Origin of the sequence: Pseudomonas mediterranea CFBP 5447 (genome assembly GCF_000774145.1) — a bacterium.
In the GTDB taxonomy this organism is placed as follows: domain Bacteria; phylum Pseudomonadota; class Gammaproteobacteria; order Pseudomonadales; family Pseudomonadaceae; genus Aquipseudomonas; species Aquipseudomonas mediterranea.
The window spans coordinates 102,195-124,152 of record NZ_KN322986.1 but is presented as its reverse complement, the minus strand read 5'-3'; the positions used below and the strand labels follow the sequence as shown (position 1 = coordinate 124,152).

Below are 21,958 nucleotides of genomic sequence, written 5' to 3'. Positions count from 1 at the left end.
CTATGTTGCACATCTTCTGTCCTCACTGCGGCGAACTGCGCTCCGAAGAGGAATTCCATTCGTCCGGCCAGGCGCACATCCCGCGTCCACTGGACCCGAACAGCTGCACCGACGAGGAGTGGGGCGACTACATGTTCTTCCGCGACAACCCTCGCGGCCTGCACCATGAGTTGTGGATCCACGCTGCCGGTTGCCGTCAGTACTTCAACGCGACCCGCGACACCGTGACCTACGAAATCCTGGAAACCTACAAGATCGGCCAAAAGCCGCAATTCACTGACAAGGCTGACAGTCCGAAAGCGGCCGCACAGGCTCTGGGAGAGAAGGTATGAGCCAGATCAATCGCCTGTCCAACGGCGGACGGATCGACCGCAACAAAGTACTGAGCTTCACCTTCAACGGCCAGACCTACAAAGGCTTCGAAGGCGATTCCCTGGCCGCTGCACTGCTGGCCAACGGCGTCGACATCATCGGTCGCAGTTTCAAGTATTCCCGTCCACGGGGCATCTTCGCCGCCGGCGCGGAAGAGCCGAACGCGGTGCTGCAGATCGGCGCCACCGAAGCCACGCAGATTCCTAACGTGCGTGCCACGCAACAGGCGCTGTACCAGGGCCTGGTCGCCACCAGCACCAACGGCTGGCCGAGCGTGAACAACGACGTGATGGGTATTCTCGGCAAGGTCGGCGGCAAGATGATGCCGCCGGGCTTCTACTACAAAACCTTCATGTACCCGCAATCGTTCTGGATGACTTACGAAAAGTACATCCGCAAGGCCGCCGGCCTGGGTCGCTCGCCGACCGAGAACGATCCGGATACCTACGACTACATGAACCGTCACTGCGACGTGCTGGTCGTCGGTGCCGGCCCTGCGGGCCTGGCCGCCGCTTTGGCCGCCGGTCGCAGCGGTGCGCGGGTGATCGTGGCTGACGAGCAGGAAGAGTTCGGCGGCAGCCTGCTCGATTCCCGCGAGAGCCTGGACGGCAAGCCGGCGACCGAGTGGGTCGCGGCAGTCGTGGCTGAGCTGCGCTCGATGCCGGAAGTATTGTTGTTGCCTCGCGCCACGGTGAACGGCTACCACGACCACAACTTCCTGACCATCCACGAACGCCTCACCGACCACCTCGGTGACCGCGCGCCGATCGGCCAGGTGCGTCAGCGCATCAACCGTGTTCGCGCCAAGCGCGTAGTACTGGCCACCGGTGCTTGCGAGCGTCCGCTGGTCTACGGCAATAACGACGTACCGGGCAACATGCTGGCCGGTGCAGTCTCTACCTACGTGCGTCGCTACGGCGTGGCACCGGGCAAGAAGCTGGTGCTGTCCACCAACAACGACCACGCCTATCGCGTTGCGCTGGACTGGTTCGATGCCGGCCTGCAAGTCGTCGCCGTCGCCGATGCCCGCAGCAACCCACGCGGCGCGCTGGTGGAAGAAGCCCGCGCCAAAGGCATCCGCATCCTCACCGGCAGCGCCGTGATCGAGGCCCGTGGCAGCAAGCGCGTGACCGCTGCTCGCGTCGCCGCGATCGATGTCCGCGGACAAAAAGTCACCAGCCCCGGCGAATGGCTGGACTGCGACCTGGTTGCCAGCTCCGGCGGCTACAGTCCGGTGGTCCACTTGGCTTCGCACCTGGGCGGCAAGCCGATCTGGCGTGAAGACATCCTCGGTTTCGTACCGGGCGAAGCACCGCAGAAACGCGTATGTGTCGGCGGCGTGAATGGCGTCTACAGCCTCGGCGATACCCTGGCCGATGGTTTCGAGGGCGGCGCGCGCGCGGCCAGCGAAGCCGGCTTCAAAACCGTGGAAGGGGTGCTGCCTAAGGCTCTGAGCCGTCACGAAGAGCCAACCCTGGCGCTGTTCCAGGTGCCGCACGAAAAAGCCACCGCACGGGCGCCGAAGCAATTCGTCGACCTGCAGAACGACGTCACCGCCGCTGCTATCGAGCTCGCTACCCGCGAAGGCTTCGAGTCGGTGGAACACGTCAAGCGCTACACCGCACTGGGCTTCGGTACCGACCAGGGCAAGCTGGGCAACGTCAACGGCCTGGCCATCGCGGCCCGTTCGCTGAACGTGAGCATCCCGCAGATGGGCACCACCATGTTCCGTCCGAACTACACGCCGGTGACATTCGGCGCGGTGGCCGGCCGGCACTGCGGGCACATCTTCGAACCGGTTCGCTTCACCGCGCTGCATGCCTGGCATGTGAAGAACGGCGCCGAGTTCGAAGACGTCGGCCAGTGGAAGCGTCCTTGGTACTTCCCGAGGAACGGCGAAGACATGCATGCCGCGGTCAAGCGCGAATGCAAGGCTGTGCGTGAAAGCGTCGGCCTGCTGGACGCCTCGACCCTGGGCAAGATCGACATCCAGGGCCCGGACGCCCGTGAGTTCCTCAACCGCATCTACACCAACGCCTGGACCAAGCTCGACGTGGGCAAGGCCCGCTACGGCCTGATGTGCAAGGAAGATGGCATGGTGTTCGACGACGGCGTGACCGCCTGTGTCGCCGACAACCATTTCATCATGACCACCACCACCGGCGGTGCGGCCCGTGTGCTGCAATGGCTGGAGATCTACCAGCAGACCGAATGGCCGGACCTGAAGGTGTACTTCACCTCGGTCACCGACCACTGGGCAACCATGACCTTGTCGGGGCCCAACAGCCGCAAGCTGCTGAGCGAAGTCACCGACATCGACCTGGATCGTGACGGCTTCCCGTTCATGACCTGGAAAGAAGGCCTGGTGGCTGGCGTACCGGCGCGGGTGTTCCGGATCTCGTTCACCGGCGAGCTGTCGTACGAAATCAACGTGCAGGCCGACTACGCCATGGGCGTGCTCGAGAAGATCGTCGAGGCCGGCAAGAAGTACAACCTGACCCCGTACGGCACTGAAACCATGCACGTACTGCGGGCCGAGAAGGGCTTCATCATCGTCGGCCAGGACACCGACGGCTCGATGACCCCGGACGACCTGAACATGGGCTGGTGCGTGGGCCGTACCAAACCGTTCTCGTGGATCGGCTGGCGTGGCATGAACCGGGAAGATTGCGTGCGTGAAAACCGCAAGCAACTGGTGGGCCTCAAGCCGATCGACCCGAATGTCTGGCTGCCGGAAGGCGCGCAACTGGTCTTCAACCCCAAGCAGGCGATCCCGATGACCATGGTGGGTCACGTGACCTCCAGCTACGCACACAACTCCCTGGGCTATTCGTTCGCCATGGGTGTGGTCAAGGGCGGCCTGAAGCGCATCGGTGAGCGGGTCTTCTCGCCGCAGGCCGATGGCAGCGTGATCGAGGCAGAGATCGTTTCTTCGGTGTTCTTCGATCCGAAGGGCGATCGGCAGAATATCTAACACTTGAGCCCTGTGGGTGGGGGCGTGTGGGAGCAAAGCTTGCTCGCGATGCAGGCGACACGGTAGCTATCAGACCGAGTTATCGTTAATCGCGAGCAAGCCTTGCTCCCACAGCGCCACGCACCGGCAGGTCGAGCAAGCATTCATGACAGGTGCTATATGACAGCAGCCAATGTTTACCAACAACGCCCAACCACCGGGGCCAAAGCCGAGTCGTCGCTGCACCATGCCGACCTCGCCAGCCTGGTGGGCAAGGGACGCAAGAACGCCGGTGTGACCGTGCGTGAGAAAAAACTCCTGGGCCACCTGACCATCCGTGGCGATGGCCACGATGCGGCATTCGCCGCGGGCGTGCACAAGGCCCTGGGCATCGAATTGCCGGGCGCGTTGAGCGTGATCGTCAAGGGTGAGACCAGCCTGCAATGGATGGGCCCGGATGAATGGTTGCTGGTCGTGCCGACCGGTGAAGAGTTCGCCGTCGAGAAAAAGCTGCGTGAAGCCCTGGGCGACCTGCACATCCAGATCGTCAACGTCAGTGGCGGCCAGCAGATCCTTGAGCTGTCCGGTCCGAACGTGCGCGACGTGCTGATGAAATCCACCAGCTACGATGTACACCCAAGCAACTTCCCGGTAGGCAAGGCCGTGGGCACGGTGTTCGCCAAGTCGCAACTGGTGATCCGCCACACTGCCGAAGACACCTGGGAACTGCTGATCCGTCGCAGCTTCTCCGATTACTGGTGGCTGTGGCTGCAGGATGCGTCGGCCGAGTATGGCTTGAGCGTGCAGGCCTGATTGATCGTTCCCACGCTCTGCGTGGGAATGCATCCCGGGACGCTCGGCGTCCCCAAAGGCGGACGCAGAGCGTCCATGGTGGCATTCCCACGCAGAGCGTGGGAACGATCAGAGGAGTATCACGAATGAGCCGCGCCCCAGACACATGGATTTTGACTGCCGACTGCCCCAGCGTGCTCGGCACCGTGGACGCGGTGACTCGCTTTCTGTTCGAGCAGGGTTGCTATGTCACCGAGCACCACTCCTTCGACGACCGGCTTTCGGGGCGTTTCTTCATTCGTGTGGAATTCCGCCAACCCGATGGTTTCGACGAGCAGGATTTCCGTGCCGGCCTGGCCGAGCGTGCCGAAGCCTTTGGCATGGTCTTCGAACTGACGCCGCCCAACTACCGGCCGAAAGTGGTGATCATGGTGTCCAAGGCCGATCACTGCCTCAACGATTTGCTCTATCGCCAGCGCATCGGCCAGCTGTCCATGGACGTGGTCGCGGTGGTGTCCAATCACCCGGACCTCAAGCCGCTGGCCGACTGGCACCAGATTCCCTACTACCATTTCCCCCTGGACCCGAACGACAAGCCGGCCCAGGAGCGTCAGGTGTGGCAGGTGATCGAAGACACCGGCGCCGAGCTGGTGATTCTCGCCCGCTACATGCAGGTGCTGTCGCCGGAGCTGTGTCGCAAGCTCGACGGCAAGGCGATCAACATCCACCACTCCCTGCTGCCTGGTTTCAAGGGCGCGAAACCGTATCACCAGGCCTACAACAAAGGCGTGAAACTGGTGGGTGCCACGGCGCACTACATCAATAACGATCTGGACGAAGGCCCGATCATCGCCCAGGGCGTGGAAGTAGTGGACCACAGTCATTACCCCGAGGACCTGATTGCCAAGGGGCGGGATATCGAAGGGCTCACATTGGCCCGGGCCGTGGGGTACCACATTGAACGGCGGGTGTTCCTGAACGCCAATCGCACTGTCGTTCTTTAGATGCTTGGCGGCGCTCTGGGGCCCGTTGGCGAGCAGTTCTTCTTTGATAATCCCCGTACTAATCCGAGCACAAACGCGCTGCCTGCCTGGGTGACGCAGTTCCACAAAAACAACAGCGAGGTGAAAGCATGTCCGGTAATCGTGGTGTCGTCTATCTCGGCAACGGCAAGGTCGAAGTACAGAAGATCGACTATCCAAAAATGCAGGACCCGCGTGGCAGGAAGATCGAGCACGGCGTCATCCTGCGCGTGGTATCCACCAACATCTGCGGCTCCGACCAGCACATGGTGCGCGGCCGTACCACCGCTCAGACCGGCCTGGTCCTGGGTCACGAGATCACCGGTGAAGTGATCGAGAAGGGCAGCGACGTCGAGAACCTGAAGATCGGTGATCTGGTGTCGGTACCGTTCAACGTTGCGTGCGGTCGTTGCCGTTCCTGCAAGGAACAGCACACCGGCGTCTGCCTGACCGTCAACCCGGCCCGTGCCGGTGGCGCCTACGGCTATGTCGACATGGGTGACTGGACCGGCGGCCAGGCCGAATACGTGCTGGTGCCGTATGCCGACTTCAACCTGCTGAAACTGCCGGACCGCGACAAGGCCATGGAGAAAATCCGCGACCTGACCTGCCTGTCCGACATCCTGCCTACCGGTTACCACGGTGCAGTGACTGCCGGCGTGGGTCCTGGCAGCACCGTGTACATCGCGGGTGCCGGTCCGGTCGGTCTGGCTGCTGCGGCCTCTGCTCGTCTGCTGGGCGCGGCAGTGGTCATCGTCGGCGACGTCAACCCGGTTCGCCTGGCTCACGCCAAGGCCCAGGGTTTCGAAATCGCCGACCTGTCCAAGGACACTCCGCTGCACGAGCAGATCGCTGACCTGCTGGGCGAGCCGGAAGTTGACTGCGCTGTCGACGCCGTGGGCTTCGAAGCCCGTGGTCATGGCCATGAAGGCGTCAAGCAGGAGGCTCCGGCCACCGTGCTCAACTCCCTGATGCAAGTGACCCGTGTCGCCGGCAAGATCGGTATCCCTGGCTTGTACGTCACCGAAGATCCGGGCGCGGTCGATGCCGCCGCCAAGATCGGTGCCCTGAGCATCCGCTTCGGCCTCGGCTGGGCCAAGTCCCACAGCTTCCACACCGGCCAGACCCCGGTGATGAAGTACAACCGCGCGCTGATGCAGGCGATCATGTGGGACCGCATCAACATCGCGGAAATCGTCGGCGTACAGGTCATCAGCCTGGACGACGCGCCGAAAGGCTACGGCGAATTCGACGCTGGTGTACCGAAGAAATTCGTGATCGACCCGCACAAGTTGTTCAGCGCGGCGTAAGGCTGTAGGCAAGACGGAAAAAGGGCGACAGTGATGTCGCCCTTTTTATTTGGCTGTAGTGGCAGGTGTCTGCTGCCTGTTCGTTCATAAGCTGTTCGTTCCATTTCCCATCCCCCACTCAGGGCTGGGTTACCGTTGCCGTTTTGACCCGCTCGCAGAAGTCCGGGTAGAACCCCCAGACATTCGTGTCCCGACATTCTTGCTGGGCCTGGGCCAGCGCATCCCGGCCGAATGTGAGGCTGCGGGGCAGGCTGGCGAAGGTGGTGTAGCCATCCCTTTGGGTCTTGATCGCATCGAACCCCTGCATGTCGTAGACCAGTTCAACGTCGTCGTCGGCAAGCAGCCGGGCCTTGACCGTTACCTGAATGTACTGCTTGCCCCCTGGGGCATTATTGAGCGCGGCGAGGCCATGGCCGACAACGCGTAGCAGACGCGGCACCCAGTCCTCGTCATTCTCGGCGGCTGCGTCCGGGCGATAGGTGATGGTGAGTGTTTGCTGGTCGCGGGTCACCGAGATCAGGGACGGGTCGTAGCGCTTGATGCGATGTTCGATGGTCAGCCAGGTCTTCTGTTCCTCGCTGACACCATCGGCCACCTCCGGATTCAGTGGTCCTCGCTGGCATTCGTTGACACCTAGCACGATCAGCATGCCCGCCAGGATCACCGCGAGGGTGGCGCCACCAATTTTTATGTCCATAGGCAAACTCTTCAGAGGGTGGCGCACTGTACGGTATCAGCGGACTCTGGGTCATCTGCCAGCGGCGGGCGAGTGATAGATCCATCAGAAACTCAGGTTGAAGTCGTCAGCCTCGATAAGCTTGCACACCTGAAGGGCAAGATTTTCGCAGCGCCGATTCGTCCACACTGAACCAGGCGGCTGTATCTGAAGGTACTGGAGAGCCAGATTGACGGATGCGTATGCGCAAGTGAGGGTCGTTCCTCCCGGTGTTTGTGGGTCGTCAATGTCATGGAGAGCAAACTCGGCGCCGTTGAATTTCATGGATGCCGGATCGTCCATGTTAATGGCGCTCTGACTTGCCCACTCTCGTTCATCCTGTACTTCGATGGGCTTAACTTCCCAGGGTTTGATGTGTTCACTGATATTCGCAATGGCAGGACAGGTTATTTCGCCGGCCCTGCCATGGTCGATCAACAATAGAAGTAACCACGTGCATCCCGTCAGCGTATTTTTCATGTCCAGGCTCCATTGGGTCCAATAGAACATGGTCGTCATTGGTGCCGATCGGGCTACTGTCAATCCTGACAGTTTTTTATGTCTATTTAGAATATGTGGCGCCGTTCATAACGTTTTTCGGCGATGGACTTCGAAGATGGTGGGGATGTGGGCCTGTGGAACAATCCTTACTCTCCTCAGTCCAATCCACGATTTTGTGCCGCCCTGATCCGGGCGGTTTTTTATGGTTCAAGAGGACGTTCGCAATGAAGGTTTCACGCGGTTTCGCACTGTCCTGCCTGCTGTCGCTGGTGGCCGGTCCGGCCTTCGCGCAGTTCAGCCTCAGTGATGCGGCCAATGCGGTGGCGGCCATGCAGGGCGGTCGGGGCGAGCAGGGGGAGGGCGCCGTAGCCGCCGCGCCCGAGGCCGCCGGGTTGCTCAACACATTGGGTTCGGAGCTGAAGATCACGCCGGAGCAGGCCATCGGTGGTGCCGGCGCGATGTTGGGGCTGGCGAAGAACCGTCTCAGCGAGCCGCAGTTTTCCGAACTGAGCCAAAGCGTGCCGGGTCTGGACCAGATTGCCGGCAACAGTGCCATCGGCGGACTCAATGGCCTGGGTGGCCTGCTCGGTGGCGGTTCGCAGAAGAATGCCCTGCTCGACGGCCTGCTGGGCAACGTCAAGGACACCAACGACTTGAACAATGCCTTCAGCGCCTTGGGCATGGACAGCGGCATGATCGGCCAGTTTGCCCCGGTGATCCTCCAGTACCTCGGTCAGCAAGGCGTGGCCAGCTCATTGCTGCAGAACCTCGGTGGCATCTGGGGCACCGGCGCCGGCATCTGATCAGCGGCGCTCGTCGAGCAAGGCGACGATGCGTCGGTCCTTTTCGGTCCAGAGCTGGTTGACCCAGTTCTGGACGTGCTGGCGAAACACGGGATCGTTTTCGTAATCGCCTCGCCACAGCGCAGGGTCCAGCGGGCGGGTCTGGATGTCGATAATGACCCTTGGCACGGAACCGCTGATCAAATCCCAGAACCCGGGAATCCGCGCCTGCGGATACACCACGGTCACATCCAGGATCGCGTCCAGTTGTTCGCCCATCGCTGCCAGCACGAACGCCACGCCGCCGGCCTTGGGCTTGAGCAGGTGGGCAAAGGGTGATTGCTGTTGCTGGCTTTTGGCTGCGGTAAAACGTGTTCCTTCGAGGTAGTTCACCACGGTGACCGGCTGGCGCTTGAACAGCTCGCAGGCCGCGCGGGTGATTTCCAGGTCCTTTCCGGCCAGTTCCGGGTTCTTTGCGAGGAAGGCCCTGGTGTAGCGCTTCATGAACGGATAATCCAGCGCCCACCAGGCCAAGCCCAGGAAGGGCACCCAGATCAGCTCTTTCTTGAGGAAAAACTTGAAGAACGGCGTGCGCCGGTTGAGGACCTGGATAAGGGCGGGAATGTCCACCCAGGACTGGTGATTACTGATGACCAGGTAAGAGGTATCGCCACGCAAGCCTACGTCGCCGCGAATATCCCAACGAGTGGGAATGCACAGGGCGAAGATCAGTTTGTCGATCTCGGCCCAGGTTTCGGCGATCCACATCACCGCCCACGAGGCGTAGTCGCGAAAGCGTCCGGGCAGGATCAGCTTGAGCAATGCGAACACCATCAACGGTCCGAACAGCACCAGGGTGTTGAGCAACAGCAGCAGGGTGACGAAACAGCCGGTGAGCAGGCGGCGCATAGATGACTCTTGCAAGCGGGTTGGCGGGCCATGATAAGCAGCTTCGGGCGGCAGGCCAAATTGTGCTGGACGAATGTTTCACCTTTTGACCGGTATGCTGGGTGCCTTTCTAGAGCAACCGAACGAATCCACCGCTCACGGTCTAAAAAGCCACCCACACAGGAGCCCTATTGCATGAAATCCCTTCTCGCCCTGTTTTCCCTGGTGGCCCTTCCCGTGCTGGCCGCCGAACCGACCCTTTATGGGCGCTACGAATACATCGCGCTGCCGGAAATCGGCGGTGAAGTGCTCAAGGCCAAGATGGACACCGGGGCCCTGACCGCCTCGCTGTCGGCCAAGGACATTGAAACGTTTACCCGTGATGGTGATGACTGGGTGCGGTTCCGCCTGGCGACCAAGGACGCGAGCAACAAGGTCTACGAGCACAAGATCGCGCGTATCAGCAAAATCAAGACCCGTTCCGAGGAAGATGAGGACGAGGACGAAAAGATCGCCCCCACCAAACGCCCGGTCGTGGATCTGGAACTGTGCCTGGGTAACATCAAGCGTACGGTCGAGGTCAACCTGACCGACCGCAGTAGCTTCAATTACCCGCTGTTGATCGGCGCCAAGGCCCTGCGCGAATTCGGTGCGGCGGTGAACCCGGCCCGACGTTTCACGGCGGACAAGCCCGACTGCTGATTTCCCCGATTGACGTGCCCCAAGGCTTGGGGCACCGTTCCGGCAACTTTACTGTCGGGCTCGCAAGACATGCCTCATATTCTGATCGTCGAAGACGAAGCCGCCATCGCCGATACGCTGGTGTTCGCCCTGCAAGGGGAGGGCTTCGAGACCACGTGGCTGAGCCTTGGCGTTGCCGCGCTGGAACACCAGAAAAACACCCCCGCGGACCTGATCATCCTCGACGTGGGGCTGCCGGATATCAGTGGTTTTGAGACTTGCAAGAATCTCAGACGTTTCAGCGACGTTCCGGTCATTTTTCTGACAGCTCGGGATGGTGAGATCGACCGGGTCGTGGGCCTGGAAATCGGCGCCGATGATTACGTGGTCAAACCCTTCAGCCCTCGCGAGGTGGCGGCCAGGGTCCGGGCCATCCTCAAGCGGGTAGCGCCAGCGCCACGCCCGGCCACGGAACTCGGCACGGCGTTGTTCCAGGTGGACAGCGATCGCGTGCAGATCAACTATCGCGGCAAACCGCTGAACCTCACCCGCCACGAGTTTCGCCTGCTGAACTGTCTGCTGGAGCAGCCGGAACGGGTATTCAGTCGCGAACAACTGCTCGACGCCCTGGGCGTGGCCAGCGATGCCGGCTACGAGCGCAGCATCGACAGCCACATCAAGAGCGTGCGGGCCAAGTTGCGCCTGGTCAGGGCCGAGGCCGAACCGATCCAGACCCATCGTGGCCTTGGCTACAGCTACAGCCCGGGGCACAGTTGATGCCGTTGGGGATCCGTATCTTTCTGGTCTATGTGCTGTTCATCGGCCTGACCGGGTATTTCGTGCTGGGCACGGTGATCGAGCAGATCCGTCCCGGCGTGCGTCAGTCCACCGAGGAAACCCTGGTGGACACGGCCAACCTGATGGCCGAGATCCTGCGGGACGATTTCAAGGCCGGGACCCTCAACCAGAATCGCTGGCCACAGCTGCTCAAGGCCTACGGCGAGCGTCAGCCGGCGGCGACGATCTGGGGCCTGCCGAAGAACCAGGTCAGCCATCGCATCTACGTCACGGATGCCAGGGGCATCGTGGTACTTGACTCCAGCGGTGTGGCCGTGGGCCAGGACTATTCGCGCTGGAACGATGTCTACCTGACCCTGCGCGGTCAATACGGTGCCCGCTCGAGTCGCAGCGTGGCGGATGACCCGAGCTCTTCGGTGATGCACGTCGGTGCGCCGATCCGCGATAACGGCCGGATCATCGGCGTGGTCACCGTGGCCAAACCCAATAGCTCGCTGCAGCCTTATATCGATCGCACTGAACGGCGACTGCTGCTCTACGGTGTCGGCTTGATCGGCCTCGGCCTGGTACTGGGGGCGTTGCTGTCGTGGTGGCTCAGTTCGGCGCTGCGCCGCCTGACCGGCTATGCCCAAGCCGTCAGTCAGGGGCAACGGGTGGAAGTGCCGCATTATCGCGGTGGCGAGTTCGAGCAGCTGGCGCACGCCCTGGAGCATATGCGCACGCAGCTCGAAGGCAAGGCTTACGTCGAGCGCTACGTACACACCCTGACGCATGAACTCAAGAGCCCGCTGGCGGCGATTCGCGGCGCCGCCGAGCTGTTGCAGAGCGACATGCCCACCGCGCAGCACCAGCGTTTTGTCAGCAACATCGACAGTGAAAGCGTGCGCATGCAACAGCTGATCGAACGTTTGCTCAACCTGGCCCAGGTCGAGCAGCGCCAGGGCCTGGAAGAACAGGTCGCGGTACCGCTGGCGGGATTGCTGGATGAACTGCTGGAGGCCCGTAGCGGCTGGATCGAACGCCGGCAATTGCGGGTCGACCGGCACATCGCCGCCGACCTGGCGCTGACCGGCGAAGCGTTTCTGTTGCGCCAGGCCTTGGGCAACCTGCTGGACAACGCCCTGGATTTCACTCCTTCAAACGGGTTGTTGCGCATCAGTGCCGGGCGCAGCGGCAACCGCGTCGAGATCCGCCTGTTCAACCAGGCCGACCCGATTCCCGACTACGCCCTGCCGCGCCTGAGCGAGCGCTTCTATTCCCTCCCGCGCCCGGACAGCGGCCGCAAGAGCACCGGCCTGGGGCTCAACTTCGTGGAGGAAGTGGTGCAGTTGCATGGCGGTGAATTCGGTATCGGCAATGTCGAGGGTGGGGTGGAAGTGGTGCTGCGGTTGCCCTGAAATCGGCGCATAGCCTTTGTGGGAGCGAGCCTGCTCGCGATTGCGGTGAACCCGTCGACATCATCCTCAATGACGCACCGCTTTCGCGAGCAGGCTCGCTCCCACAGGTTCTTCAGTCTCCACACAATCTCCACATTGCTCACATAAACAACCCACACGGCGCCGCCAGACTCTCCCCATTCGAACAGGGAGAGCCCCACATGAACCGCAGCCTCGCCATAAAACTGGGCATGATCGCCCTATTGATTCTCTTGCTGATGATTCCGCTGTTGATGATCAACGGCCTCATCGACGAACGCCAGTCCCTGCGCGACGGTGTGTTGCAGGAGATCGCCAGCAGTTCCAGTCACAGCCAGCAGCTCATCGGGCCGATGATCGTGGTGCCGTTTCGCAAGGACGTGCGGGTCTGGAATACCAACGAGAAGACCGGTGTGCGTTTCCTGGAAACCGTCGAGCAGAGTGGTGAATTGTATTTCCTGCCGGAGCAGTTCGAACTCGACGGCCAGGTCCGTACCGAGACCCGTGCCCGGGGGATCTATGAGGCGCGGTTGTTCCACGCCGAGAACCGGATCGATGGTCGCTTCAAGGTGCCTGAGCGCTATGGCCTGGCCGCCAAGGATCTGGCCGATTACCGCTTCGACGAACCGTACCTGAGCGTGGGCATCAGCGACATCCGTGGTATCGAGAATGCACTGACCCTGAAACTCAACCAGCAGACGGTGGATTTCCTGCCCGGCTCGCGGGTTGGCTGGCTGGGGCAAGGGGTGCACGTGCCGCTGCCGATGGTCAACGCCCAGAACAGTGCCGAACTGACCTTCGGTTTCGACCTGAGCCTGCAAGGCACCGGTGAGTTGCAGATTCTGCCCGTGGGCAAGACCAGCAAGGTGCACCTGAGCGCCGACTGGCCGCACCCGAGCTTCATCGGCAACTACCTGCCCACCAGCCGCGACATCAACGAGAAGGGCTTCAGCGCCGACTGGCAGACCTCGTTCTTCTCGACCAACCTTGAAGAAGCGCTGCAGAACTGCGTGTCGGGCGAGAGCTGTGAAACGTTTCGCAGCCGTGCCTTCGGCGTGAGCTTCATCGACCCGGTGGACCAGTACCTCAAGAGCGACCGGGCGATCAAATATGCGCTGCTGTTCATCGCCCTGACCTTCGCCGGCTTCTTCCTGTTCGAGGTGCTCAAGAGCCTGGCGGTGCACCCGGTCCAATACGCCCTGGTGGGCGTGGCGCTGGCCTTCTTTTACCTGTTGCTGCTGTCACTGTCGGAGCACATCGGCTTTGCCCTGGCGTACCTGTTGTCGGCCAGCGCCTGTGTGGTGTTGATCGGGTTCTATGTCTGCCATGTGTTGCGCAGCGTGAATCATGGCCTGGGCTTCTCGGCGGGATTGGCGGCGCTGTATGCCTTGCTCTACGGCCTGTTGAGCGCCGAAGACTACGCATTGTTGATGGGCTCGCTGTTGCTGTTCGGTCTCTTGGGTGTGTTCATGGTGCTGACCCGCAAACTGGACTGGTACGGGGTCGGATCGAAGCCCGCGCCTGCCATGACTTTCGATCTGGGAGAGGTGAAATGAGCCGGTCGCTGGGGCTGCGGGAAGACCGGCGAGTGAGGGAAGTGCTCGTGGCGCTTGTCTCTGGGTTGTTTCCGTTGGATCCTGTGGGCCTCTATCGCGAGCAGGCTCGCTCCCACAGGTCCGGCGCTGTCCTTTGTGGGAGCGAGCCTGCTCGCGATGAGGCCATCACATCTGGAGAAATATCTAGTGTCCTGTCTCGGAAATAAGCTGTTCACTGTTTGACTCGTCGCGGCGCCTTGTCCGGACACCCAAGCCGCTCGCCAAAAGAGAACGTATTTCCGAGACAGGACACTAGATCCTGGGCACGGTAGCGATCATCGACGGCCGCAAGCTCACCTCGGCAAACCATGCCGCCAGCTGCGGATGGGCCTTGCGCCATTCCAGGTCGGGATGGCGCAGGTCCAGGTAACCCAAGGCGCAGGCGACGCTGATGGACGCCACGTCAAAATGGCTGGCCAGTTCGGCAATCGCCTCGGCTTCGAGCATGTCCAGGGCACGGCGGATCTTGTCCCGTTGGGCATCGAGCCATTCGTCCCAGTGCTTTTCCGCCGGACGCAGGGCGGTTTCATAGCGGATCATCACCGCTGCATCCATGATCCCGTCGGCCAGGGAGGCCAGGGTCAGGCGCCGCCAGCGGGCCGCGCCGTCACGGGGGATCAGCGGGTTGCCGACATGCTGGTGGTCGAGGTAATCGAGGATGACGCGGCTGTCGTGGATCACGCTGCCGTTGGCCAGGCGCAGGGCCGGAATCTTGCTCAGTGGGTTGTCATCGATCAGCTTCTGGTCCGGCTTGACGGGCGTGAGCTGGCTGAGCTGCAACGCGACGCGGTCCTGCTGGCCGGTTTCGTGCAGCAGCACCAGGACCTTGCGGACGAAGGGCGAGGCGGGATTGTGGAACAGCGTCATGCTGGGAACGGACATGGCAACGTCTCGATCAGGGGAGGATATCGCGCAGCATAACGCGATCGTCTAGGCGCAAGGCAGGGGTGACCGGGTCGCAATGACCCAGTCTGTGTCTTGGATCAGGCGGCTGGCTGAAGGGCCTGTGGCTCCAAAGGTGCTGGCGTTGCCGGTTGTTGCTTGAGCTCCCGGGCGACGGTCCAGACGATGAACGCGGCAATCACGTCAAAAATCGCCAGCATCACGAACAGTGGGCTGTAGCCGATTTTCGTCACCATCACACCAAACAACAGCGTGAAGGCCGCAGCGCCCAGGTAACCGAACATGCCGCCCATGCCGGTGGCGGTGGCGACTTCATTCTTGCCGAACGAGTCGGACGTGATGGCATACAACGCACCCGACAGGGTCTGGTGGGCAAAGCCGCCAATGCACAGCAGGGCGATTGCCGTATACGGACTGTCCACCAGGCCGATGCAGGCCGGGCCAACCATGCAGGACGCGCCGAACAGCAAGACCATCTTGCGCGAGGTGAACAGCGATACCTTGCAGTACTTATGGAAGAACGGGCTCAGGTAACCACCCAGCACGCAGCCCAGGTCGGCGGCCAGGAACGGTAGCCAGGCGAACATTGCGATCTCCTTGATGTTCATGTGCCGCTCGGTCATCAGGTACAGCGGGATCCAGGCGTTGAAGGTCTGCCAAGCCGGCTCGGAGAGGATCCGGGCGCTGGCGATGGCGTAGAAGTTGCGGCTGGCGATGATTTTTTTCCAGCTGCCTTTCTTCGGGTCCTGTTCCTGGAAATGGGCTTCCTGGCCGCTGATGATGTAATCGCGTTCGGTGTCGCTCAGGCGCTTCTGGTCACGCGGGTGCTTATAAAGGAGCAGCCAGAGAAACGTCCAGGCGACGCCCAGGCCACCGACGATCAGGAACGCCAGTTCCCAGCCACTGTTCAGGATTGCCCAGACCACCAGCGGCGGCGCCAGGACGGCACCGATCGACGAGCCGATGTTGAACCAGCCGATGGCGACCGAGCGTTCCTTGGCGGGAAACCATTCGGTCGACGCCTTGACGGCGGCGGGCAACCCGGCTGCTTCTGTCAGGCCAAGCAGGCCACGGAAAAATGCCAGGCCTTGCCAGCCCGAGGCCATTGCTGCGGCGGCGCAGGCGATGGACCAGGCAAAGGCGAAAATGGCGAAGCCCATCTTGGTGCCGATGGCATCGATGATGTAGCCGGCCACCGGCTGCATCAGCGCATAGCAGATTTGCCAGGCGACGACGATGTGGGAGTACTGCTCGGTGGAGATGCTCATCTCGCTCATCAGGGTCGGAGCGGCTACCGAGAGGGTATTGCGGGCCAGGTAGTTGACCATCAGGCCGGCCGTGACCAGGCCGACCATCCACCAGCGGATGCCTTTGATTTTCATCACTTCACCATCGATTATTTTTGGAGTTGGTGTCGCTGTTGTAGGTTGTCGTACAACATGCGCCTTTATAGGAGTGCAAGGAATAATTTGTCAACAAATATGTCAGAGCTTGGGTGCTTTTCAGGGCGCCCAGGGAGGGCGTCATCGTATGACTTGACGTTTGAAGGGTGGTTTGTCGATGGCAGCGTTCTGCCAACTCAGCGGCGCGGGACCAGTCCCCACACCGCCACAACAGAAGGGATGCCCAGCCCCAGCCAGCTCACAGCATCCCACGGACCATCGCCGAGCAACGCGCTGAACAGCCCGGCTGCGCAAAGAGCGCCGATTGCTGTGGGTATGCCGAACACTTTCCAAAAACTTGACTGTCGGGGCTTCACGAGAGTGCCTCCCTGTCGACAGCCGTACGCCGGGTCGCTCGCCGCCGCACCACCCACAGGTAAACGCCGCTGCCTAGGACGATGATGGTCAACACGTCCAGAGTCGCCCAGAAGACCTGCATCGGCCTGCCGCCGTAGTCGCCGAAATGCAGCGGCAGCGACAGGCTCATGACGTCCATGTACCAGGGCCGCTCGGCCACGGCAGTGACATCCAGGGTGCTGGCGTCGATCAATACCGGAGTCAGCAGGTGGGAGGTCAGGTGGGTGTCGCCTTTCATGAACACGCCATAGTGGTGCTGGCTGGAAAACAGCGTGCCGGGGAATGCGATAAAGCTCGGCTCCATGCCTGGTGCAGCGTCTTTGGCGATGTCGAGCAGGCGGGTGGCCGGCGCCAGCTGAGTCAGCGGCGGGGCGTTGCGGTAGGGTTCGATCATGGTGCTGAGGCTGTCGTTGCGCCAGGCGGCGATGATCAACTCGGCGCACGCGGCAATCACGCCGGTCACGCCTACTGTCAGCGCCCAGACCAGCGTGACCACGCCAATCAGGTTATGCAGATCGAGCCAGCGCAGGCGGTTCGACTTGTCCTGGCGTACGGTGGCGAACTTCAAGCGCCGCATGAACGGCAGGTACAGGACCACGCCGGAGATAATGGCAATCACGAACAGCAGGCCCATGAACGCCAGGAACAGCTTGCCTGGCAGGCCGGCGAACATGTCCACGTGCAGGCGCAGCATGATCATCATGAAGCCGCCGTTGGCCGACGGCATTTCCAGGACCTCGCCGGTGCGCGCATCGAGCATGAAGGTGTGGGAGGAGTTGGGCTCGGTGCCCGGCGTCGGTGCCATGATGGTGATGACGCCGTTGGGTTCGTCTTCGTCCCAGCCAAAATACTGCACCACCTCACCCGGCCGATGGGCCTTGGCTTTCTCCACCAGTTGCTGGAGGTCCAGCTGTGGAGTGTCGGCGGGCATTTCCCGGAACTCGGGGGCATCGCCCAACAAGTGCTCGATTTCGTGATGGAAAATCAGTGGCAGCCCGGTGATCGCCAACATCAGCAGGAATACCGTGCAGATCAGACTGCTCCAGGTGTGGATGAAGGACCAGCGGCGGATGGTTTTGCTTTTCATGGAGGATCCGAATGCAGAGGGGCTTCATTCAAAAGCCGGGTATTCGTCGTGGGGAGGGAGCAGCCTCTCTCCCCACGGACTCTTCGAATGAAGGTTTGCGCCAAGGCTAACTGATTACCATTTGTAATTCACGCTCGCGACGACGTTGCGCTGGTCACCGTAGTAGCAATAGAAGCCGTCGCAGGTAGACAGGTAGTCCTTGTTGAAGATGTTCTTCGCGTCCACCGCCACCGATACGCCTTTGAGGGAAGGGCTCACGCGTCCCAGGTCGTAATGAGCCGACGCGTCGTAGACGGTGTAGGAGCCGACATGGCCCCAATCGGTATTGGTGGTGTTGCCGTAGGTGTCACCGACATAGCGCACACCGGCGCCGACGCCGAAACCATCGAGCGGGCCGTTGTGCCAGGTGTAGTCGGCCCACGCGGTGGCTTGGTTGCGCGGCACCTGGGCCATGCGCTTGCCTTTCTCGGCAGTGGTGCCCTTGGTGATTTCGCTGTCGTTGTAGGTATAGGAACCGATCAGTTTCAGGTTGTCGGTGACGTCGCCGGAAGCTTCCAGTTCCAGGCCGCGTACCCGGACTTCACCCACTTGGCGAGTGATGTTGTTTTCGGTCACGGAGTTGTTTTTCTGGGTCAGGTCGAACACTGCGGCTGTCAGCAGGGTCTTGGTGCCTGGGGGCTGGTACTTGATGCCGGCCTCGTACTGTTCGCCCTCGGTCGGCTTGAACGCGTCGGTGCTGTTGACGGTCGAGCCGGCCGCCGCCTGGAACGACTGGGCGAACGAAATATAAGGTGTCACGCCGTTATCGAAGACGTAGCTCAGGGCGGCGTTACCGCTGAATTTTTTGTCGCGCTGAGTGTTGGTGGCGTTGTTCAGGTTGTGAAACTCGGTGCCCGTGTGAATCCAGTCCTCACGACCGCCGAGCGTCAGGCGCCAGTTGTCCAGGGCCATCTGATCCTGCACATAAAGACCAGTCTGCTGGGTTTTCTGGTTGTAGTCGTACATGGTGAAGTACTGGACGTTGGAAAAATCCTGTCCATAGATCGGATTGTGGATGTTGCTGTCGGGTACGCCGTTGGAACCCCAGAGCCATTTTGAATTCGCATTGGAGCGCTGGTGGTCCAGGCCCAGCAGCAAGGTATGGCTCAGCGCCCCAGTCTGGAAGTCCGCCTGGAAATTGTTATCGACGGCGAACTGGCTGATGTCTTCGTCAACGATACCGGCACTGCGCTTGACGGTGCCGTCGGCGCTAACGGCTTGATCGGGGCCCGCCGGGAAGAACGACCCGCCGGCGGTGAGGCCTTGGAATTCCAGGTCACTCTTGGTGTAGCGCAGGTTCTGGCGGAACTGCCAGGTGTCGTTGAAACGATGTTCGAAGGCATAGCCGAGGGCGTAGTAGGTGCGGTCGTAGAATTCCCAGTCCGGATCGCCCAGGTTCTTGTGATGGGAAATCTTGCCGGCCGGCGAGGACAGCTTGGTGCCTTGCAAGGGCAGGAATTGCCCGGTGATCCCGGTGTCGTCGCGGGTGTACTGGGACAGGAAGGTCAGGCGGGTGTCGTCGTCGATGTTCCAGGTCAGGCTCGGCGCCACGTTGTAGCGCTTATCCGGGATGTGATCGACCTGGGCGTTGCTGTCGCGCACGGTGCCGCTGAGCCGATAGAGAAACTGGCCTTCGTCGTCGATCTTGCCGGTGCTGTCGAAGTTGATCTGCTTGTGTTCATAGCTGCCGGCCTGCAACTCGACTTCGTGGCTGCTCTCGGCTTGCGGGCGACGGCTGACCATGTCGAGCATGCCGCCGGGGGGCGTCTGGCCGTAGACCGACGATGCCGGGCCACGTAGCACGGCGATGCGCTCCAGGTTCCAGGGCTCGATTTTCGGTGTGATGTAGTTGCCCTTGGGCAGCGGCAGGCCATCGAGGAATTGGGTCGGCACGAAACCGCGTACCAACAGCCAGTCATTACGCGAGTCCGAGCCGTAGCCGCTGCTCTGCACGCCAGCGGTGTAGCGCAGGGCGTCGTTGAGGTTGAGCACCGAGCGATCTTCCATTTGCTGGCGCGTCACTACCGAGACCGAGCGCGGCAGTTCGACGATCGGCGTATCGGTCTTGGTACCCGCGGCGGTGCGGGTGGCCGCGTAGCTCTCGCTCGGGCCCCAGGCGCTTTCGCTCAGACCGGCGCCGATCACGCTGGTTTCCGGCAGGGCCATGATACCTTCGGGCACCGCCACCAGGCTGTAGGTGCCAGTGCTGCTCTGCAGCAGTTGCAAACCGGTGCCGCGCAAGGCTTCGCGCAATGCACCCGGGGCATCGAACTGGCCCTGGACCGGTGCCGAGGTTTTGCCTGCGGCCAACGCCGGATCCAGGCTCAAGGCGAGACCGGCCTGGCTGGCGATCTGGTTCAGGGTGCTGGCCAGTGACCCTGCGGGCAGGTTATAGGCACGCACGTTGGATGCCTGCTCGGCCGCCAGCAGGGGGCTGCTGGACAACGGGACAGCAAGAACGATCGCAACGGCCAACAGGCTGGGGCGTAACAGGGTGTCTAGGGTGCGGGACATGCGCGGCTCCTGAATGGAAATATTTCTCAATTGCCTGGATGCCGGATGAAAATGGAAAAGTGATAGGGGTAGATGAAAATTATTTAGATTCAGGCTTTCAATGAAGAGACCAGATCCATTTTGTGCGGAGCTGACGGCCTCTTCGCGAGCAGGCTCGCTCCCACATGGATGGAGGTGCATAGACACATTGTGGGAGCGAGCCTGCTCGCAAAGGCGATCTCATGAATACCTTTTATCGGGCCTTGGTCCCGGTGCTGGGTTGCACCACCACCCACCAACGCGTGTGATGTTCGATCTGCACCGGCAAGGTCGGCAGCAACGCGCTCAGGGCCAGGTCGGTGTCATGCAGCGGGAAGCTGCCGGTGATGCGCAAATCCGCCACTTTCGGCTCTACGCCCAGGTAGCCGTGTCGATAGCGCCCCAGCTCATGCACCAGGTCTTCGAGGCGAGCGTTGTCCACCACCAGCATGCCCCGGGTCCAGGCATCGGCGCCGGGACTCAGGGCCAGGGCGGGGCCAAGGCCGTCGCGGCGCATCAGCACCTGCTGGCCTTCGCGCAGGATCTGCTCTTGCGCCGTGGCCTGTGGATGGGCGGCCACGGCGGATTTCAATACGCTCAGGCGCGTGCCGTCGTCCTCGCGCTTGACCAGGAACCGCGTGCCCAGGGCGCGCAGGCTGCCTTCGCGGGTTTCGACGATAAACGGACGCGGGTCATTGTGGCCGGTCTCCACCAGGATCTCGCCTTCCTGGAGCACAACGCGGCGTTGTTTTTCGTCGAAACGCACGTCGAGGGCGCTGTGGGTATTGAGATTGATCAGCGTGCCGTCGGCCAGGCGCAGCGTGCGCTGTTCGCCGGTGGCGGTGCGTTGGTCGGCCAGCCAGTAGTCCAGCGGCAGGTAACGTTCGCCGGCAAACAAGGCCAGGCCGATGGCCGCGACAATGCTGGCCAGGCCGCTGCCCACCTTGCGTATCCGGCGACGGATACTCACTCGCGACTGCAATAGCGCGGCCCGCGCCGGTCCATTGGCAACGCTGACGCGCTGGTCGAGCATGCCCAGTTGCCGCCAGGCCCGGGCATGTTCTTCATCGGCGGCATGCCAGCGGGCGAACGCTTCGCGCTCCTGGGCGCTGCCACTGCCTGAATCCAGTGACAACTGCCAGGCAATGGCAGCGTCCAATACGCTGGCCGAGACCGGTTTGGAATGGGCCGGGCTCATGTCGGCTCCCCGTAGAGTGCGATGTAGCACTGTCGGATGCCCTGGGCCAGATACTGGCGTACCCGCGGCACCGAAACCCCCAGGCGCCTGGCGATTTCGGCGTGGCCAAGGCCGTCGAGCCGGTTATACAGGAACGCGGCGCGAGCCTTGCTCGACAGCTTGCCGAGCAGGCGATCGATCTGCCTGAGGTCTTCGAGGATCAATTGCTGTTCTTCCAACGACGGCTGTTCGCCCTCGGGAATCAACATCAGTTCGGTGAGGTAAGCCTGCTCCAGGGCGGCCCGGCGGAAATAATCGAACAGCAGGCCTTTGGCGATGGCCACCAGGAATGCCCGGGGCTCGCGGGGTGCCGTCAGTTCATCACGGCCCAGCAGGCGCACGAAGGTGTCCTGGCTAAGGTCCTCGGCCCGTTGCGGACAGGCCACGTTGCGCCGCAACCACGCCAGTAGCCAACCGCGATGATCGCGGTACAACGCACCAACCAGATCGTTGTGGGAGCCAGGGACTGACGACACGGAGCATCACCGATGTTTTAAGTAACGAGAATTGTTCGCGATTGTGGCAGAGGCGGGGGCG

At 61.8% G+C, this 21,958-nt stretch carries 20 protein-coding genes; 10 read left to right on the top strand and 10 right to left on the bottom strand.

Features of this window, described 5'->3' with window-relative positions:
* Window positions 1-2: 2 nt before the first annotated feature.
* From N005_RS17405 to fdhA, 5 genes are all read left to right on the top strand, one after another.
* Window positions 3-332: a sarcosine oxidase subunit delta gene (locus N005_RS17405; RefSeq protein ID WP_024779445.1), complete on the top strand. Its 330-nt coding sequence runs from the start codon at window positions 3-5 to the stop codon at window positions 330-332.
* Window positions 329-3,346 carry a sarcosine oxidase subunit alpha gene (locus tag N005_RS17400; protein ID WP_047702348.1) on the top strand — a complete coding sequence of 1,006 codons (3,018 nt, stop codon included), beginning with the start codon at window positions 329-331 and terminating at the stop codon, window positions 3,344-3,346. The genes N005_RS17405 and N005_RS17400 overlap by 4 nt, the downstream gene beginning before the upstream one ends.
* 159 nt (window positions 3,347-3,505) lie before the next feature.
* On the top strand, window positions 3,506-4,138 hold the full coding sequence (locus N005_RS17395; RefSeq protein WP_047702347.1) for a sarcosine oxidase subunit gamma: 633 nt from the start codon (window positions 3,506-3,508) through the stop codon (window positions 4,136-4,138).
* A gap of 125 nt (window positions 4,139-4,263) precedes the next feature.
* Window positions 4,264-5,121: a formyltetrahydrofolate deformylase gene (gene purU, locus N005_RS17390; RefSeq protein WP_047702346.1), complete on the top strand. Its 858-nt coding sequence runs from the start codon at window positions 4,264-4,266 to the stop codon at window positions 5,119-5,121.
* 128 nt (window positions 5,122-5,249) lie between these two features.
* A complete protein-coding gene (fdhA, locus tag N005_RS17385; protein ID WP_047702345.1) occupies window positions 5,250-6,449 on the top strand; it encodes a formaldehyde dehydrogenase, glutathione-independent in 1,200 nt (399 codons plus the stop codon).
* A 118-nt stretch (window positions 6,450-6,567) separates the two neighbouring features.
* Here fdhA and N005_RS17380 read toward each other — a convergent pair whose 3' ends face one another.
* Window positions 6,568-7,146: a hypothetical protein gene (locus N005_RS17380; protein WP_047702344.1), complete on the bottom strand. Its 579-nt coding sequence runs from the start codon at window positions 7,144-7,146 to the stop codon at window positions 6,568-6,570.
* Between the two features lie 84 nt (window positions 7,147-7,230).
* On the bottom strand, window positions 7,231-7,644 hold the full coding sequence (locus tag N005_RS17375) for a hypothetical protein (protein WP_047702790.1): 414 nt from the start codon (window positions 7,642-7,644) through the stop codon (window positions 7,231-7,233).
* Window positions 7,645-7,889: 245 nt separating this feature from the next.
* Here N005_RS17375 and N005_RS17370 point away from each other — a divergent pair, with 245 nt between their 5' ends.
* The gene (locus tag N005_RS17370; protein WP_047702343.1) at window positions 7,890-8,468 is read left to right on the top strand and encodes a DUF2780 domain-containing protein; all 579 of its coding nucleotides are present in this window, start codon (window positions 7,890-7,892) and stop codon (window positions 8,466-8,468) included.
* Here the strand turns inward: N005_RS17370 and N005_RS17365 are convergent, their stop codons facing one another.
* Window positions 8,469-9,356, bottom strand: a complete 888-nt coding sequence (locus tag N005_RS17365; RefSeq protein WP_047702342.1) for an acyltransferase — start codon at window positions 9,354-9,356, stop codon at window positions 8,469-8,471. It lies immediately after the preceding gene.
* Window positions 9,357-9,530: 174 nt separating this feature from the next.
* On the opposite strand from N005_RS17365, the gene rloA2 reads away from it, so the two are divergent.
* The 4 genes from rloA2 to creD all read left to right on the top strand — a co-directional run bounded on the left by rloA2 (window position 9,531) and on the right by creD (window position 13,785).
* Window positions 9,531-10,037, top strand: coding sequence for a retropepsin-like aspartic peptidase RloA2 (gene rloA2 / locus N005_RS17360; RefSeq protein WP_047702341.1), 507 nt, complete (start codon window positions 9,531-9,533; stop codon window positions 10,035-10,037).
* Between the two features lie 69 nt (window positions 10,038-10,106).
* Window positions 10,107-10,793, top strand: coding sequence for a two-component system response regulator CreB (creB, locus tag N005_RS17355; protein WP_047702340.1), 687 nt, complete (start codon window positions 10,107-10,109; stop codon window positions 10,791-10,793).
* Window positions 10,793-12,211: a two-component system sensor histidine kinase CreC gene (gene creC, locus N005_RS17350; RefSeq protein ID WP_047702339.1), complete on the top strand. Its 1,419-nt coding sequence runs from the start codon at window positions 10,793-10,795 to the stop codon at window positions 12,209-12,211. The genes creB and creC overlap by 1 nt, the downstream gene beginning before the upstream one ends.
* 200 nt (window positions 12,212-12,411) lie before the next feature.
* Complete coding sequence (creD, locus tag N005_RS17345) at window positions 12,412-13,785, top strand: cell envelope integrity protein CreD (RefSeq protein WP_047702338.1); 1,374 nt, start codon at window positions 12,412-12,414, stop codon at window positions 13,783-13,785.
* Between the two features lie 291 nt (window positions 13,786-14,076).
* Here the strand turns inward: creD and N005_RS17340 are convergent, their stop codons facing one another.
* The 7 genes from N005_RS17340 to N005_RS17315 form a co-directional block, all read right to left on the bottom strand.
* Window positions 14,077-14,706: a glutathione S-transferase gene (locus N005_RS17340; protein WP_047702337.1), complete on the bottom strand. Its 630-nt coding sequence runs from the start codon at window positions 14,704-14,706 to the stop codon at window positions 14,077-14,079.
* Window positions 14,707-14,807: 101 nt separating this feature from the next.
* Complete coding sequence (locus N005_RS17335; RefSeq protein ID WP_047702336.1) at window positions 14,808-16,109, bottom strand: MFS transporter; 1,302 nt, start codon at window positions 16,107-16,109, stop codon at window positions 14,808-14,810.
* A 197-nt stretch (window positions 16,110-16,306) separates the two neighbouring features.
* Entirely contained in the window at window positions 16,307-16,486 is a 180-nt protein-coding gene (locus N005_RS29710) for a hypothetical protein (RefSeq protein WP_081993285.1), read from the bottom strand.
* On the bottom strand, window positions 16,483-17,613 hold the full coding sequence (locus N005_RS17330; protein ID WP_047702335.1) for a PepSY-associated TM helix domain-containing protein: 1,131 nt from the start codon (window positions 17,611-17,613) through the stop codon (window positions 16,483-16,485). Before N005_RS17330 ends, N005_RS29710 begins: the two co-directional genes overlap by 4 nt.
* 114 nt (window positions 17,614-17,727) lie before the next feature.
* Window positions 17,728-20,166, bottom strand: a complete 2,439-nt coding sequence (locus N005_RS17325; protein ID WP_047702334.1) for a TonB-dependent siderophore receptor — start codon at window positions 20,164-20,166, stop codon at window positions 17,728-17,730.
* Between the two features lie 232 nt (window positions 20,167-20,398).
* Window positions 20,399-21,382 carry a FecR domain-containing protein gene (locus N005_RS17320; protein WP_047702333.1) on the bottom strand — a complete coding sequence of 328 codons (984 nt, stop codon included), beginning with the start codon at window positions 21,380-21,382 and terminating at the stop codon, window positions 20,399-20,401.
* The gene (locus tag N005_RS17315) at window positions 21,379-21,897 is read right to left on the bottom strand and encodes an RNA polymerase sigma factor (protein WP_047702332.1); all 519 of its coding nucleotides are present in this window, start codon (window positions 21,895-21,897) and stop codon (window positions 21,379-21,381) included. The genes N005_RS17320 and N005_RS17315 overlap by 4 nt, the downstream gene beginning before the upstream one ends.
* Window positions 21,898-21,958: the final 61 nt, after the last annotated feature.

What these genes read in the sequence shown, in the direction of transcription:
- creB (WP_047702340.1), top strand. Translation starts at nt 10,107, where the DNA reads ATGCCTCATATTCTGATCGTCGAAGACGAAGCCGCCATCGCCGATACG.
- N005_RS17340 (WP_047702337.1), bottom strand. Translation starts at nt 14,706, where the DNA reads ATGTCCGTTCCCAGCATGACGCTGTTCCACAATCCCGCCTCGCCCTTC.
- fdhA (WP_047702345.1), top strand. Translation starts at nt 5,250, where the DNA reads ATGTCCGGTAATCGTGGTGTCGTCTATCTCGGCAACGGCAAGGTCGAA.
- N005_RS17395 (WP_047702347.1), top strand. Translation starts at nt 3,506, where the DNA reads ATGACAGCAGCCAATGTTTACCAACAACGCCCAACCACCGGGGCCAAA.
- N005_RS17335 (WP_047702336.1), bottom strand. Translation starts at nt 16,109, where the DNA reads ATGAAAATCAAAGGCATCCGCTGGTGGATGGTCGGCCTGGTCACGGCC.
- N005_RS17365 (WP_047702342.1), bottom strand. Translation starts at nt 9,356, where the DNA reads ATGCGCCGCCTGCTCACCGGCTGTTTCGTCACCCTGCTGCTGTTGCTC.
- N005_RS17330 (WP_047702335.1), bottom strand. Translation starts at nt 17,613, where the DNA reads ATGAAAAGCAAAACCATCCGCCGCTGGTCCTTCATCCACACCTGGAGC.
- rloA2 (WP_047702341.1), top strand. Translation starts at nt 9,531, where the DNA reads ATGAAATCCCTTCTCGCCCTGTTTTCCCTGGTGGCCCTTCCCGTGCTG.
- N005_RS17325 (WP_047702334.1), bottom strand. Translation starts at nt 20,166, where the DNA reads ATGTCCCGCACCCTAGACACCCTGTTACGCCCCAGCCTGTTGGCCGTT.
- creC (WP_047702339.1), top strand. Translation starts at nt 10,793, where the DNA reads ATGCCGTTGGGGATCCGTATCTTTCTGGTCTATGTGCTGTTCATCGGC.
- N005_RS17400 (WP_047702348.1), top strand. Translation starts at nt 329, where the DNA reads ATGAGCCAGATCAATCGCCTGTCCAACGGCGGACGGATCGACCGCAAC.
- N005_RS17405 (WP_024779445.1), top strand. Translation starts at nt 3, where the DNA reads ATGTTGCACATCTTCTGTCCTCACTGCGGCGAACTGCGCTCCGAAGAG.
- purU (WP_047702346.1), top strand. Translation starts at nt 4,264, where the DNA reads ATGAGCCGCGCCCCAGACACATGGATTTTGACTGCCGACTGCCCCAGC.
- N005_RS17375 (WP_047702790.1), bottom strand. Translation starts at nt 7,644, where the DNA reads ATGAAAAATACGCTGACGGGATGCACGTGGTTACTTCTATTGTTGATC.
- N005_RS17380 (WP_047702344.1), bottom strand. Translation starts at nt 7,146, where the DNA reads ATGGACATAAAAATTGGTGGCGCCACCCTCGCGGTGATCCTGGCGGGC.
- creD (WP_047702338.1), top strand. Translation starts at nt 12,412, where the DNA reads ATGAACCGCAGCCTCGCCATAAAACTGGGCATGATCGCCCTATTGATT.
- N005_RS17370 (WP_047702343.1), top strand. Translation starts at nt 7,890, where the DNA reads ATGAAGGTTTCACGCGGTTTCGCACTGTCCTGCCTGCTGTCGCTGGTG.
- N005_RS17320 (WP_047702333.1), bottom strand. Translation starts at nt 21,382, where the DNA reads ATGAGCCCGGCCCATTCCAAACCGGTCTCGGCCAGCGTATTGGACGCT.